Below are 16,322 nucleotides of genomic sequence, written 5' to 3'. Positions count from 1 at the left end.
ATAGACTCACCCGTTTCAATTGCAGTAGAGCTAGCAACGGCACGATAAATCTAGATTTTCTTTTTTACGCTTAATCATTTTTTCACCTAAATTAGATTTTCAACAATATTAGCACTTCTAATTGAAAAGATATCACATGAATGAGGATTATCAATGACAGAAGATGACGTTAAAGCAAGATTTGAAAAAGAGAATATTGAAATATTCTTTATGACGCTATTTCCTGCTTCATTCGAAAAAGATGCCCTCTCTTGTATTTCACAAGAAGTAAAACGACTGACTCAGCTTCTTTCTCCTACTTTAAAGGTAAGTTTTGATGAAGATATCCTACTACAAGAAAAACTAAGAGAATATTCACAGTGTACGCCCTGCACAAAAAAAACGTTATTGATTCGCTGCAAAGATCATTTAGGTACGTATTATTTACCGGCAATGCTAGCTTCTGAGCCTATCAGAAAATCATACAACCTAGAGCAATTTGATCAATACAAAGCATTGATGCTTTCTGTCGCTATTAAATTGATTTTTATGGGAAGCACTCAAGGTTTAATTAAAAGAGCTTGCGATGAGATAAGGCTATACGCAGAAGGGAAAAGAGAAAACCTTACTCCATACTTGCCTAGGCTTAATAAAGTCGGCAATCGCTATCTACAAAGCCTAATTAGTGACTTTGAAACTGCACGAGAAGATTTACCTAACAGTGACTTATCGAAAAAGCTCACTAAAGCAATCGATGCTCAATTAGCACACTATCATACTCCCTTAAGTAATTGCGCCGAAGGTAAGCAAGGCATAGAAAAGAGCGGTGGTACTCGAGAGTTTACGAGTAAACACGCGATGGTTGAAACAATTTATGAAGATGCTGAATTGGAAGATGAAAATAACATCGAGGTTAAAGTACTTGCAAGCCAAAAAAAAGCGACCGAGAAATACCAACAAGAAGAAAATATTGGTAATACTAAAGAGTTTGTTGTTGTAACGATAAAGGAAGCTTCCTCTGAGCACACACTCTCTCATTATGGTGCTCAAGCGTTACAAGCAAAAGCTATTTCAGACCATATCATCCAAAATAAAATTTCCGCTTCCTGTAGCATAAACCAAGCAACTGAATTTGAGATACAGCAATTATTAGCTTATTGTGAAACCCATTATTACTCTGCAGCTGAAGAGCAAAAACCAGTCGTTAACTGCTTAATATTGATGCTATTTTTAGGGAATGCTCTACCGCAAATTATTAACACCAAATTTAGTATTAAAAACGGGAACAGCTCCCTCACTAGAAAACATGTAATTCCATCTCAAAAACAACGCCCTGAAGTCGCGCTTTATTTACCCCATGTCAGCCAACACTTTGATATTACCTTTCCTTCTTCATTAAAAAATGCAACGCTTTTACGAAGAGTAACGAAAGAAGATCTTTCCGGTGCTTTATCAACAATTAATAAGCAACACCATACACATTTAACGTTAAATAAAATCAGTGGGTTTTTAAGCCATTTTCATAAACAGGTAGGCATTGATCCTGTATTAACACAGCTAATATCTGATCCTGATGTACAAAAATTACCAGCCCTTTCATATACACATATTAATATTGAAGACCTGATCGATACCTTTGATAATTTTGTCCGTTATATTTATAACATAGCACCAACTATTTCAATTTCACGCCCCTATATTTCCGTGAAAAAAAAAACCAAAAAGCAAGGTGCGATCGACAATAAACAGATCGGCTCTGCTTTATATGTATCTGATGAGATCCTTTCTAGTTTAATGAATAAGTTAATTGAACGTCTTAATAAAAGCGCAGCAAACAAGAGCTATTGGTTTACAGAAGATCACCATGATTTGATCACATCATATTCGCAGATGGTTTTAGGGCTATCTTCTGGTTATCGACCAGTAACGGGATGGTTAGGTAAAAAGTCTGATTTAAACCTTTTTTCAGGTGAGTATTACATTTCAGATAAAGATTCATTAGCGATCGGATCTGGCCGCGTTGTTATTATCCCCCCTATTACATTAAAAATAATTAAACAATACTTAGAGTTTGTGTCACAGGCTGCGCGTTATTTTAAAAATATAGATCCTCAATTAAGTAAGCGTTATCAAAAAATATTAAATAGTCGAGAACACCTCTTTTTTTATCGCAATACTCAAGATCCTGATAACCTATTTGATGAATCAACACCAAGCACCATTATTTTACAATTTGATTATTTTCCACTCCCTCCTAATTGGCATCGCCACCAATTGAGAACACTTTTACATAAACATAAAGTAGCGCCTGACCTAATGGATGCTTGGATGGGGCATACAGGCATTAGCCAAACGGCTTTCTCACAATTCAGTAGCATTGGCATTAAAGATTTAAGAGGGATATCAATCTTTATTGAGAACTTACTGAATAGAATCGGCGTAAAGGAGGTTGCGTATGTCTAATGAGATTGGCGCGAAGGCAAGACGGAAAAACAGAAACGATGAGATACGATGCGTATTAGAAAGAGCAAGCAAAGTCGTGAATGATTTCCTACCTGTCGAACGTCCGCTTCAACAACCCGAGTTTCTGCCACAGTGGGATAAAATGGAAGAAAGGCTACGTGACACATTTGGAGAATCTCGCGACTTTAAATTAGCGTTTAATCGCGCAGTTAATACCGTTGAAAATTATCGCAAAAAACATAACTGGCAAGTGAGTGCCCCTGCTTACTTATTTACCGCTAAGCCAGAGAAACAAACTAAAAATATAAACTGGTTACACACTGCTTGGGCATTTGAACAGGAATACCGTGGCTGGTATGACGATTTTATTAAACAACCACCAGCAAAAAGGTCCATTGAACAGCATTTTCAAGCACTATTACTTTCCTTCATGTGCCATTCTGGCCATTGCAGTTACCCGCTGATTATTGCCTTCTCAAAACGACTTACATCGCCTTTAACCATCGTTAAAGCGGGTGGCTTACCTTTAATCACATTAAGCTATAAAGCCTCTGGGTTTAATACAAATGTGTACGATGAGGAAGGGAATAGTTCAACGCAAAGCCAGTGCTATTTATCCCCTTTCACACTAGGACTGATCAAGCAGTGGCAATCATTGGACAAGTTAAATTGGAAGTCCCCTACATCTCACTTAGCCCTGTATAACCAAATTATATTGGGCATGGATAAGGAACTAGAATATTTCCCTGACTCATTAAAAAAACTAAGCAGAGTAGCGACCTATATTGTGGAGCGAACTGAGGGTGTTAACATTAATCAGGCACTTTCTGAATATATATCTGGGCGAACCAAATCCTACTCTTTACCATCGAGCAATCTAGCTAGAATCAATACCACTTTAGTTGCTCAGGGTAGATTTGAACCAAATGCAAACAAAATAGATGCCAATGGTATATCTACTAACAGCCCAACTTCTATCGGTAACCATTCAAGTCCAAATAGCGATCTGTTTCATCGATTAAAAGCAGCATTAAAGAAAGCAGAGCCAAAACAAAAACGTTCGGAAAAAGCACTCGAAAAAGCATTATTAAACATTGCGCAGCTACCTCTACCAACTGCTCCCAAAGCACTACTGCATTGGTTTATTCATAAACTAGCCACAACATGTAAACCAAAAACAATTGCTAACTACCATTCATTATTAACGCGTCGATGGCTGTTTGCTTTTGAAGGTGAAAATATTCGAGATATGTCGCACAGTCAGATAGCTGAAATATATAGAGAGTTGATTGAAAAAGCACCGACTGAAAAAATTAAACAAAGCCTAATAAAGCGTATTAGCGACTTACATTCATTTTGCGTATCACAATTTGGCTTTCCAGCTTTACTTGAACCTATCAATAGTAATGCAGAACAACCTAATCACACTCGTGCAGGCTTTGTAGATGAAGCGCTCTTCAGTGCAACCTTAGAGGAAATAAATAACTTAACCGATTTAAGTGATGACAATAAAGACATATTAAAATGTATTGCCATTATCAGCTTCCGTTGCAACCTGCGCATTGGTGAAATAAGAAAATTAACACTCAATCAAATTGAAAAATCAGAGATTGGCTGGATGCAAATCCGCACTAATAAAATTGGCAACAATAAGAAACCCGCCTCTTTAAGAAAAGTACCACTGTATCCATTACTCACCAAAAATGAAAATGAACTCATTCGAGAGTATATCAGTCGCAAGCGAATATTATCAATGGCAGATAACAACCTTGCATTTACATTAGGCAGTGACATTTACACGCCCTTTTCTGAGCTCTATGTTTCAAGCACAATTTCAGGCATCTTACGCCATCTCTCACAGCTAGATATTTTTGTGTTTCATCACCTAAGACATAGCTGCATTAGCCGGATACAGCTAATGGTCGAAATCGATGATGCCTACGCCCTACTGCCTAATGCAGTACCTTATTCAAAAGAACAAAGCGAAGCAATCACACAACTCATTTGTGGCCAATCATTACGTAACAAGTACTATGGCATTGCACGTTTTGATGGCCACGCGACACCAGTTACCTGCTTTAGTAATTACTTTCATTTTTCTGATTGGATTGTCGCCTACAAACTATCTAAAACAACGCATAGCATCACCCCACAAGAGAATCGAGCTTTTGGCTTAACAAATCGCCGTCATTTCTCCGAATTACAAGCCACACACTCAAATTCAGTGCAAATAGCGCACTGCCATGAGGAGTTGAATAAAAAATTAAAGATAAATAGATTAGAGCCTCAGTTGCTTGGTGCAACAGAATTTAAAGATAAACAGCATAAAGAAGCTCAAAAAAAGCGAATAAGTATCATGCTTTGTTACGATATTCTAAAGAAAATAGAACAGGGTTATGCTGCAGAGTTACCGGCAATTGAATTTAATATCAACATTAAAACGATTAATCACTGGATAGACAACGCTAGTTATATTCAAACATTCATTACCAAAAGAAGTAACCCTGCTCCTCGCCATTCAAGACCTTCATCATTACTTCAAGGTAAGCCGCCAAGCAGTAAAGAACTCGCTTTTCTCGATAAGATAACAACCCAAATGCGCACGGAATTTCCTGAAAATAAAGAGCACATTACCAATATGATAAAGCATGCATTACAAAACCAATGCATGAATCAATCAGGCATCAATTTCAATTGGCCAGAAGACTTGGAATACTTTTTAAAAGCATTTGAAAATATCATCCCCAAAAGTAATTGGCGCGTGATCACTTACACTATCGAAGAAGGCTCATTAGTTAACGAGTGGGAGCTCGCTTATAAAAATATTCGAACGAGAAAGGGGGCGAGAGCGAAATCTACAGGTTCAACCGGCAGAGGACATGTACGCTTAGAGCTTATTCATCCAGATGAAGCGTCAATTAAAGCAATCCATAGAGAAAGCCATGCTGAAAAACTAGAAAAGTTTAATACATTGAGCACTTCCCCAGTAAAAAAATCCTCTAGCGGAAAAGTAATAAGAAAATACTCATCAAATGCCCTTAGTTTTTTAATTCACATGATGGGAATTATGATGTTAAATAAGAATGCATAAACGATGACTTTGCTTAAAGTGTGTAAGTTGGCAAATAAACTCCTAAATTTTTTAACCAAAATAATAAATACTTGGAATTTTTCATCAACAGATTATCGCACAATGCGAAGTACCAGAAAATACTAACGAAAGTAAAAATGCTGAGAAATAACTTCGCCCCTTTAGCAAGTTCCAAATTGCCGAGAATTGCTGAAAATAGAAAGCAAAACTTGAATTTTTATAAAAACAATGAGATCGTGCTGTATATTTTAAATATTATTTATGGAGAATTGCTAATGCAAAATTTATCTAATGATGAATTATTTCATTTTGCGCTGGATGCCAATAAAAATGAGCGTCACGATACAGCGATTGGTTACCTAAAGCAGCTAATTGAAAACGTACCAGATCACGAACAAGGATTGTTCCTTCTTGGCGCTGAATACGCCCAAGTCGGGCTTTTTTCAGAAGCTATAAAGTATATGGAAAAGACCATCGAATTAGGTACTACTTTAACTGCGGCTAATTTTCAATTAGGGCTGTTATATATGGCAACAGAAGAATACGACAACGCACAAGAGTCATGGAAAACGATTCAACAAGAAGGAGAAAATGATTATATTTATATTTTTTCCCAAGCCTTAATTCACCTCGTCAATAATCAAGAAGAAAAAGCTAAATCACTGTTAGCGGAAGGCATTGAGTTAAATAAAGACAATACAGCACTTAATAATGACATGAAAAATGTATTAAACTCAATCGGAAAGATCAATATGTTTCCCTTCCAACAACCAAAGGAAAAAAACGTTAATTTAGCTGAGGAAAATGTCCAAGAAGAAGAGGACGATAACTCTACAAATCAATTGTTTCTTTCTGCTTATCAAACAACACACTAAATCCGATAAGACTGCAATAGAATGGCCAATGCGTCTATTACAGTTTATTGATCGTGAATTAATACAAACTGATTCTAAAATTTACTTATTACAACGTATCATTCTGTGCTATTAAAGGCTTTCTTTTATTACTTAGGTTCAAATAATAAGTGCATAACTTGAATTGGTAGACAAAGTGGTCTGCTGAATATATGCTAAGCGTTTTTGCTCCGGCAAGAGATGCAACAATGAAAACATATAAACAACTGACCTATGAAGAACGATGCCAGATTTATGCACTAAATAAAAGCGGTATGAGTTGTTAACGATTCTTTGTCTGATGTTAGCCTTTTCTCTTATCGACCAATAGTGGCGCTCGGTATAGTTGACACCAGCGCAGGCACACTTCATCATCGCTAAGAGCTTGATTCTCATCGATATCGGCATACAAAACCAAATGATAATGATTGGACATAATGGCATAAGCGCAGATGTTGATATTAAACACGTCCGCCAAAAAATGCATACGCTCCGCCAGCCATTGCCGACGGTGACTGAAACTCTGCCCGGTAAATTTATCTTCACCGCACAAAAACGCGCGGCGAACACACGGGAAATACAGTGATAATAAGGGGTGTCGATAAGAGAAATTTGCGATTGGCGAGACTAAGTCATAACTACCTCCTATCAATGCAAAATCGATGCATAACTAAAAGGTAAAGCACGCTTTTAAACAAGTCAAAGTTTATGGATGTCCAGCCTTTTATTATTAAAAGGCAAGATCTGCCCCATTATTTTTCTACTTTACGGTACTTTGTAATGCTCTATCTCTAGCTAAAAATTGAGCTGCATTTGATCCTGGCATCAGTTTCCCTCCGGCTTCTAAGCGCTCTAATGTTGCCCTATATTTTTCAGTTAAACGCATTTTTTTAGCTCTACGAGGAGGGTAATACACTCGCATTATTTTTAATTTTTCTATGACTTTATTTCTCCATTGCCATTGCGGGGTATTTATTGGCACAGGGTTATCTTCTACCCAAAGAGCAAATTCAACAGTGTTCTCACAATAGCCTTTTTCAAGCTGCCCAAATAATTTATCATATTCAAGCTTAGCCTGATAGTTGGCTTGTTTTTCCAGTTCACGATCATCATCAAGCCTCTTTTGACCTCTAGATGTTGACGGTAACTTACCGTCTCTTTCAGCCTGTTCAAGACGCACTCTTTCACTGGGTTTTAAGCGCATATAAGTAAGCTCAGGTCCTGTATAGAGGACTGGCGGATAGCTTACTCCCATCTGTTTTAACTTGCCGATCACTTTTTTACGCCATTGCCATTGTGGCGCTGTTTCAGACACCTGACTATTGGCGACTCGACGTGCAAGATAATCAAGATCATAATGATAACCACTTTCTAGTAGCCCCAACAGTTTCTCATAATAAGCCAACGCTTCATACCAAGTTGCCAATGTATTCCCAACTATATCAGCACTATTGATATCAGCGCCATATTCTATGAGTAATTCATAATGAGCAGTGCGATCTTGCAGAGCGGCTAAGACTAGCGGACTTTTACCTTCCGCCCATATATCAACATCCCCTCCGTACTGTAATAGCAATTTCAATAGCTTAATATCATCACCGCCGGCAGCAAACCACATCGGGGTATAACCTTGGTCAAAGCGTTGATTCGGATTAGCACCCAATTTAAGAAGAGCTTCAACGCCCTGATAATTTTTAGCCAACATTACCCATATTAAAGGTGTTGATCCATGCTCACCCATAGCATTAACATCGGCACCGGCGCTAACTAACTGCTCTAGCTTCTTTATATTGCCACTGCAAGCCGCTTTTATCAAAGCCACAACTTGTTGATCAGTATAACTTTGCTGGTATGTCTTACCTTTAATTTCCATATCTTTACACCCTGAAATAAGTAGCAACGACAAAAGTAAAAACCCCCTTGCCATACTTAACTTAACTAACTCCTTTAACATATTTTCTCTCACTATAATTACTTTTAGTTAAAAGCCCATGGCCTGAGCAAAATAAGTCATGCCATGCTTATCGATCATTGATGGCGATGATTGATGACTAAAATTCTGCACCGACAAAGGATTTCGGTGCCCGATAGCATCTGGTGCAACACCTGATAACCAGCTTGATTCTTGTACCCAAGTTAATACTTCCCCATTTAATGCATATGACTCAATCTGTGTTGATGCATTATCAAACGATTTAACCCCATAATCTTGAACTGTTTTCAGGTTGAGTCCTGCTGAATTAAAGGTAATTGCAGAATGACCAGTTACCATGGATTGTGCTGAAGCCAAGCCACCGCCTAAAGAATGACCAACAAATCTAACATTTTCCCCTTCAGTTGTGCCAGAAATTGTTTTCGCTACCGCTATTGCTTCCTGATATTGATCAACCTCAAAACCCATTGCTTGTCCGACATTTGTTGCCCAATCCCTGATAGATCCCATTTCAGTGCCACGATTAACGAGAATAGGCGACTTTGCAAAGTCGTCCGAATAGACGCGTGCATAGTAACCTGAACTCGTATTTAACTGGTTAGATTTTATGCCAAATAGGTTAAGTTGGCTATCAGTGGTTAATGCTTTAATACTTGCAGGTAGTAATAGATTAATTGATTTATCAAAATACACATCAGTTGCCACCAGCGCGGCAACTCCTAGATTACGTTCGGCAAGCAGTGCAGCGTATTCAGAACTGGTTACATCAGAAAATTCATCAAGTTGGGTAGTTATAATATCCACCTTTTTCCTCACATCTACCATATATGTTAATTCAAGCGCCTGTGCTTGACTGACTGATTTCCCATAATCATTTGCTGCTATCGCCTGATTATAAACCTCTAAATATTCACCCTTTAATTGGCCAACTTCTTTCTGGATTATTGCAGCGCTCTTCTCAGCGGTATTCTTACTCCCCCCCCCCTGCACCCGAGATTTCATCCCCGCCGCCATGGTACTCCCCAAGGCATTGGCAAACGCATCGGCCACAAACATCTCTGCGTTAAACTCCCCCTGCACACCAAAGCCCTGACGAATTAACATGCTGGCCGTACTGCCTGCGATACTGTTAACGAAAATATTGCTATTACTCACATTGGTCAAGCCACTCTCACTAGCCATCCCTCCCGCAACTCCAGCTGCCATTGAACGCCAGCTAAATGACTCATTATTCATCGCCTTATTGACCAGATAGTTACCCGCAGTACGTCCCACACTCTTCAAGGCTATAGTTCCTATATCAGGATTAGTCTTTGGCTGCATAATTCCATTTGCATCAACACCATTGAGACCACCATTAATGCCTCCTGCGACAGCCCCTAATGCAGCCCCTTGTGCAACCTGCTTCCAGTCAAAACCATCGACATTACCGGTTATATTGCCCACCGCCTGACTGGCAATTGAGCCGGCAGCGCCACCAACAGCACCACCAATAGCGCCAGCCACAGCACCACCAACCGTTGACGCACCGGTGGCAACACCTGCACTATTAAGCGCAGTCGCTACAAGGCCAGTTGCCGCTCCCGCAGTATAAATAGTGACCACAATAGCCACCACAATCATTATGATCATACCAACCATACCACATCCAGAAGGGGACGGCGGCGCTATCGCCTCGGGCGTGGTATCGCCTATAATCGCAGCGGCATTATAGGGTTTAAAGGTGCTGGCGTTGTTATGCACATTGCTGTTTACTGTCGGCACGGTTAATGTGCGCCCTGCCGCTAACGCACCGTCATCACTTATGCCGTTGGCGTCTGCCAGCATATACCAAAGACTCGCATCGCCCCATAGACGTTGAGCGATACTTTTTAAACTGTCTCCACCTTGTACCGTGTAGGTACTCGCAGATGATTGCATATCGGCAACACTGTTATAATTCGCATCAAAATTGGTATCTGATAGGTCGCCCGTCTCTCCCAGCATATTGCCATTGGCGTAATAATAATCTTGGATTTTAGCCCCGTCTCGGCGGGATAATATTTGCCCTTCCCGGTTATTAACAATATAACGGTCGTGACCTTTTGCACCTTTATTACTGCCGCGCACATAAAGCAGTTCGCCACGCGCATCATAATATTGTTTAATACTACTCGAGCGCCAACCATCTCGCGCCGTGCTCACATTGTTTTCCAGTAACTGGGCACTGTTGCCTAACTGGTACACCATGCTATAAGTATCTGTGTACAACGTGGCGCCAGTGTCTTTATAAGCGGTTAATGTATTACCTTTTTGTAACCCAGCACTGTCATAGGTGTAGTTTAATGCCGCCTGTTTGACTTGAGAGTAACCACTATAAGTGACGGAGGTGCCACCATACGTGCTGCTGGTTGTGGTGAAATTATCTTTGCGCGCATAATTAGTTTGACTTCTAAGCTCAGAGCCAACATAACTATTGGTCATGCTAGAAAGGTAACTCCCACGCGCCCCCTTATTTTTATCGTTATAGTCGTTATAACGTGTTTCACTGGTTAAATTGCCAAGGCTATCATAAGCTCGGCTGCTGAGATCAGCCAAACCGCTGAAACTCGTTTCACTGCTATTTTCTACTGCTTTAGTCACCAACACACGCGCTGAATCATATTGATAACTGTAGGTTTCATGGCGGTACTTGTCACCATCCTTCCAACTATCTTGAATGCGCCGGTCGGCATTATCATACAAAATCTGATGCGCGCCTTCTTGAGCGATATCTATTGTGCCATTATATAATCGCCCCTGGCTGATTAACATGCGATTAGCCGAATCATAGGTGTAATACAAATCTTTCGTTTCAACGATGCCGCTGGAGCCCAGCTTATACACTTCAGACTTAATATGGCGACGATTACCCAGCTCATCATAATGATAAGCCAATGATTTTAAACCAGATGTTTCATTGACAGATTGCTCCGGAACAGAGCTGCCATAAGCTACCGACGCTGCCACAAGCAATGCTTTGGGTGTAAAGATACTTTGAGGAGAGGTAACCTGAGTTAAACGCCCCTGAGCATCGTAACTATTATTAACCGTTCGCGCATAATGGTAACTCAGCCCAGACTGAAAAACGCCATCAGATTGCCAAGAAGAGGAGCCATATTGCGAGGTAACATATACCTCCTTTGCGGCACTCATAGAGAAACTGCGTTCGCTGCTGCTTATCTCTTGGCTACGATTACCGTTAAGATCATAATAATATTCAGTGCTTTCAGTACGACTCAGATTGGAGACACTAAAAGCACTGCTTATGCGATGCGTTGAGCCCAGCTTAGCAAACTGCCAGCTGGCCATATCAGTGGCTAACTGGGTAAAGCCACTGTCTATACCTGTGGTGGTGATTTTTCTTAACCAGCCATTTTCCCAGTAGCTGTAACTGTTATTGATACCACCTTTACTCTCATTGCTCAGTTGCCCAAGGCCATTGTAACTGTAGCTGGTTACCACGCCCGCCATATCTGAGTGGGTTTTCAGGTGGTAAGCATCGTAACTCCAGATTTGAGCAACCGCCCCCGTGTGAGCGCGATAACTATAGATTTTTCTGTCTTGATGATCATAATGACTGCTGGTTTCCCGTCCAGCCAAGTCGCGAGTGCGGATAACATTGCCTCGCGCATCATATTGGCTATAAAGCGCATAACCTGCCGCTTCGGCTGTACTGGTACCACTTAGGGTGATATCGGCTATGCGTTGTCCCAACGCATTATATTGATAGGATTTACTGCCCCAGCTGTAACTGCCCGCGCTGTTAATATACCCCTGTCGCGTTACTTGTCCTAAATTATCAAACGTCGTTTTAGTAACACGCCCAAGGGCATCTTTTTTACCTATTTGCTGTCCAAAAGCATCATAACGGTAATAGGTATAACGATTTATTTGATCTTTAGACCATTGCATTAACCCTGCACTGTCGTAAGACCATTGTTGCGTGTGACCGCCAGCATCGCTTATGTTTGTTAAATTACCTAAGCTGTCGTATTGATAAGTGGTGATTGGCGCAAGGCTGTAAGTCGAGCCATTACTGCGCATCACCGTGGTGGATGGCAACTGTTGACGGGTCATTTTATCAAACTTGTCAAAACGCATATAAGTCGAGTAACCACGCGCATCTTTACTGGTAATAACATTACCCCAGCGATCGCTTGTTTGGTAGATATTGGGAACGGCGCCGTTTATCCTGGGCTGCTGCTGGCGAGTAATATGCCCAAGTTTATCCATGTAATTAAAGGTTTGACGTCCGCCTTTGTTAGAATAAGTAAGGCTACCATGCAGATCGTAATAGTTGGAGGTGTAAACACTGTCCGCACCTTTAGCACGAGTTAGATTACCTGCTTTATCATAACTGTAGGTGAACTGCCAGCCGGTATTTGCACTGCTGTTATAACTGCCTTTTTCTGTCACCTCACCAAAGGCATTGTAAGCAGCGCGTTCGTACTTGTCATCACTATAACCACTTTGACCATTGTGGGTTGATAATACTAATTGCCCCACTTTGTCATAAGTGTAGGTTTTAGTGCTGGTTAAAGAGAGACTTGACCAGTAGTTATAGCCACTATATATTTGACGTGACTCTTTAGTCACCTGCCCTTTTTGGTTATATGCCATCTCGACTAAACTGCCATTCGCATTGCGTATGCCAATTTTACGACTACGATAATCATAATAATTATCCGTAACCACGTTACCCTCTCGGCCACTCAGCGAGACATTGCTTTGTTTTTTCAAATTACCATGACTGTCATAACTAAAGTCGGTGACTTGTCGATCATACTTAGCAGCTCCGTTAAATAGATCGCCGCCATTAAATACTTGATGGCTGACGCCAGATGCGCGCGTCACTCTATCTAACCCATCAAACTCACTCTCTTCACGACCTCCTGCCGCATTCACAGTTGCGGTAATATTACCTTTGGCATCATATTCAAAGCGAGTTACACGACCGGAATGGTTTTCTGATATTTTGCGGCCCAGCTCATCATAGCTAAAAGTAGTGATACGATTATAACCAATAGTGGCACTGCCTGCTGCGGGGGAGCCGTAGCTTGAGGTTGATATACTGCTCACTGTTCCTGCATATTCAGTTTGCGTCTCAAGCAGGCCAAAGCTGTTATAAGCAAAGGTGGTTAAATACAGCCCTGCATCCACCGTTGCTGTTTTTTGGCCATTACTATTATAAAAGTGGTAGGTATCAGCCCAATCAAGGCTATTGATTTTAACATGCTCTTTTATCACCTCGCCAAACCGATTGTATTCATATTGAGTTTCAGGGCTTAGGCTATCCCACCGCCAATGAATTGGGTCAAATATGCTAATGGCATCTTGTTTAACGCTGCTGACCCGCCCAAGTTCATCATAAGTTTTAGTAATACTGCGATCTAAACTACTATTTTTACTTAAGCGGCTGATAACAACGGCTTCGCTCAGCTCTGTGTTTTCATACCCACTGATATTAAAGCGATTGTTATAACGGGTCGTTTTTATCTGATTGCCCTTGGCATCATACTGATATTCAGTTACATAACGTTCGCTATCGAGTTCGAAGCGCAACTGCCCCTGTTTATTATAAACTTTATGGCTAGAATTACCGGCCTCATCGATACCGACAACCGCTTGCCCTCTGGCATTATAAATAGTTTGACTGGTGGTTTGAGTGCCGCCTGCTGAGCTGCCGTTTACCAGCCCGGTAGAAGCATGATAATAACCTGGCAAGGTAGTTTTTACCTGACGCCCCATAATATCGTAGCTAAAGTAGGTCGTTAAGACGTCATGCTCGGCGTTAGCGGTATCTCTAAATAGCTCTGTGCGCGCCGTCACCGCGCCCTGATGGTTATAAGCAAATTTAGTGACCACAGAGCCTGTTTTGTAGCTACCATTACTACTGGGTGATCCCAAAGAGTCAACATAAGCGCCTACCTGAGGACTTATTTCTTCCAGCAAGCGCCTATTTTTATCGTAACTGTATTGCCAAACATTACCGCGTTTGTCTGTGAAACTGGTTTTATTACCTAACGCATCGTAAGCATAGATTTCTATTTTACCTTCAGCATCCGTGGTGCTGGTTAGCTGGCCAATTTTATTATATACGTATTGGGTATGGCGGTCTTCTGCCCGTACCGCGCCCAACCAACTACTCACACTGCTAATTGAAGTAAAACTGTCTACGGGGAATTGGCGCGCATAGGTGATTGCATCTGTTTTATGCCCCGCTGCATCATATTTAAATTCTGTAATATAACCCAGTGCATCGAGTGTATAACGTGTTTGCCCATTTTTATCGGCTAAAAAATTCACCACACGAGCGCCGTCAACAACACTGGTGACATTACCAAAAGCATCGTAATTATTGCTCATGGTTTGATATAACGTATTGGCGCTGGTTGTTGCACGTCCCACTGCATCATAGCTTTGAGAGGTAATATGATTTAATGAATCGGAATATTTTCTGCCCAGCAAGTCATAGGTATAGTTCGCTGTGCTGGTATCACCCGAAACTTGAGTGACTTGCCCTAATTGATTGACCGCATAGTTAATGGTATGGCTGTGGCTAGTGTCACTGCCGACTAAGCCACTGACTTCTTGAGTGAGGTGACCATCTTTATTGTAACTATAAGTTGTACTGACGCCCTCGCCGTTAATGGTTTTTTCTAACTGACCAAGGTTGTTGTAATAATGTTCAGAGTAAGAGACAACAACAGCCCCTTTGGTGCGTAAAGTTGTTAGCGTGGTACCGCTATTGATACCCGTTGCTGGGGTTTTATAATTGATTTCTCGTTTTTTATTATTGTTATTATCAAATACAAATTCCGTTAAATAACCCTCTGGGTCAACCGTTGCCACCAAGTGCCCAGCACCATCATAGTAGTTGTAGCTATGCTGGTCTTTTGTATTAGCCGTTGCTGTGCCGCTGGTATCACCTTTGTTATAGTAACGAATGGTCTCAACCAACTGCCCTTGGGCGTTATAGGTGAATTTAGTTAGGTTGTTTTCACCGTCTAATACACCCGTTTTCAAACCATCTTTATCATAGAAGAAACACGTAATTACCCCGGCTTGAGTTTGTGCGGTAACCCGTGATGCATCGTCATAATTGGTCATTGCAGCTATGCCCAATGCATCAACAGAGCTGGTCAAACGACCGCTATCATCATAATTAAATTGTGTTGTTCTGTCGTTACCATGCAGCGCAGGGCGAATTTGTGCGAGTGAGGCTTTAACCACCACGCTGCCATTAAACCAACCCGATGTATTGACCAAATTCGCATAAGCAAGCGTTTTCGTTAACTGCCCTGTTTTACTGTATATGTTTTCGGTGACCGCACCTGTGCCGTCGACACTGCCACTCACCCGACCCGCGGCATCATAAAATGTATAACTGCGTTGCCCTAGCGCATTTTCAGTCATACTTAATCGCCCCGCGCTGTCATATACATACTTACTGGTAGCAGTGCTACCAGCGCCTGTCACAGTGCTGCTGCTTAACTTACCTGCAGCATCAAAGGTTTGTATACTAACCTTACCTTCGGCAGAGGTGGTGGTGATTTTATTGCCTGCATAACTGCTAAAAACGGCCTGTGTTTTAGGATTGGTGGTTGCAAGCAAACGCCCCATGCCATCATAAGCATAACTGGTTATATAAGTTGCGTTGCCTTTGACGGTAATAGATTGACGCAGCTTACCATGCTCATCATAAGCAAAACGACTCTCTTCCATTGCGCTGTTGATGATGCCGACACCACTGCTATTGACTGCACTGAAATTTTTGCTCTTTACTAATTGGTCACGACCATCATATTCATAATCGCTGCGACTGGTCAGGATTTTATTTTGGCTGGCAACCCAACTATTAAGCTGACCTTCAGATAACGAGGCTGTAGAATTTCTCATTTTCAGCCTGATTATTTTAAATAAAAAACACAATAATTCATAA

At 41.0% G+C, this 16,322-nt stretch carries 5 protein-coding genes and 1 pseudogene; 3 read left to right on the top strand and 3 right to left on the bottom strand.

Annotation, left to right across the window (positions count from 1 at the left end; all coding sequences use genetic code 11):
* Positions 1-153: 153 nt before the first annotated feature.
* The 3 genes from AB2N10_RS14330 to AB2N10_RS14320 all read left to right on the top strand — a co-directional run bounded on the left by AB2N10_RS14330 (position 154) and on the right by AB2N10_RS14320 (position 6,408).
* Positions 154-2,442, top strand: a complete 2,289-nt coding sequence (locus AB2N10_RS14330; RefSeq protein WP_354623042.1) for a hypothetical protein — start codon at positions 154-156, stop codon at positions 2,440-2,442.
* Positions 2,435-5,533, top strand: a complete 3,099-nt coding sequence (locus tag AB2N10_RS14325) for a hypothetical protein (RefSeq protein ID WP_369434008.1) — start codon at positions 2,435-2,437, stop codon at positions 5,531-5,533. Before AB2N10_RS14330 ends, AB2N10_RS14325 begins: the two co-directional genes overlap by 8 nt.
* A gap of 275 nt (positions 5,534-5,808) precedes the next feature.
* On the top strand, positions 5,809-6,408 hold the full coding sequence (locus tag AB2N10_RS14320) for a tetratricopeptide repeat protein (RefSeq protein WP_369434007.1): 600 nt from the start codon (positions 5,809-5,811) through the stop codon (positions 6,406-6,408).
* Positions 6,409-6,835: 427 nt separating this feature from the next.
* Here AB2N10_RS14320 and AB2N10_RS14315 read toward each other — a convergent pair.
* The 3 genes and pseudogenes from AB2N10_RS14315 to AB2N10_RS14305 all read right to left on the bottom strand — a co-directional run.
* Positions 6,836-7,038, bottom strand: a pseudogene (locus tag AB2N10_RS14315) (transposase); the annotation flags it as partial.
* Between the two features lie 148 nt (positions 7,039-7,186).
* On the bottom strand, positions 7,187-8,380 hold the full coding sequence (locus tag AB2N10_RS14310; RefSeq protein ID WP_354623038.1) for an ankyrin repeat domain-containing protein: 1,194 nt from the start codon (positions 8,378-8,380) through the stop codon (positions 7,187-7,189).
* 27 nt (positions 8,381-8,407) lie between these two features.
* Complete coding sequence (locus tag AB2N10_RS14305) at positions 8,408-16,279, bottom strand: LysM peptidoglycan-binding domain-containing protein (protein ID WP_369434006.1); 7,872 nt, start codon at positions 16,277-16,279, stop codon at positions 8,408-8,410.
* Positions 16,280-16,322: the final 43 nt, after the last annotated feature.

It is taken from the genome of Psychromonas sp. MME1 (assembly GCF_041080865.1).
Taxonomy (GTDB): Bacteria; Pseudomonadota; Gammaproteobacteria; order Enterobacterales; family Psychromonadaceae; genus Psychromonas.
This window is presented reverse-complemented; position numbering and strand designations above follow the sequence as displayed.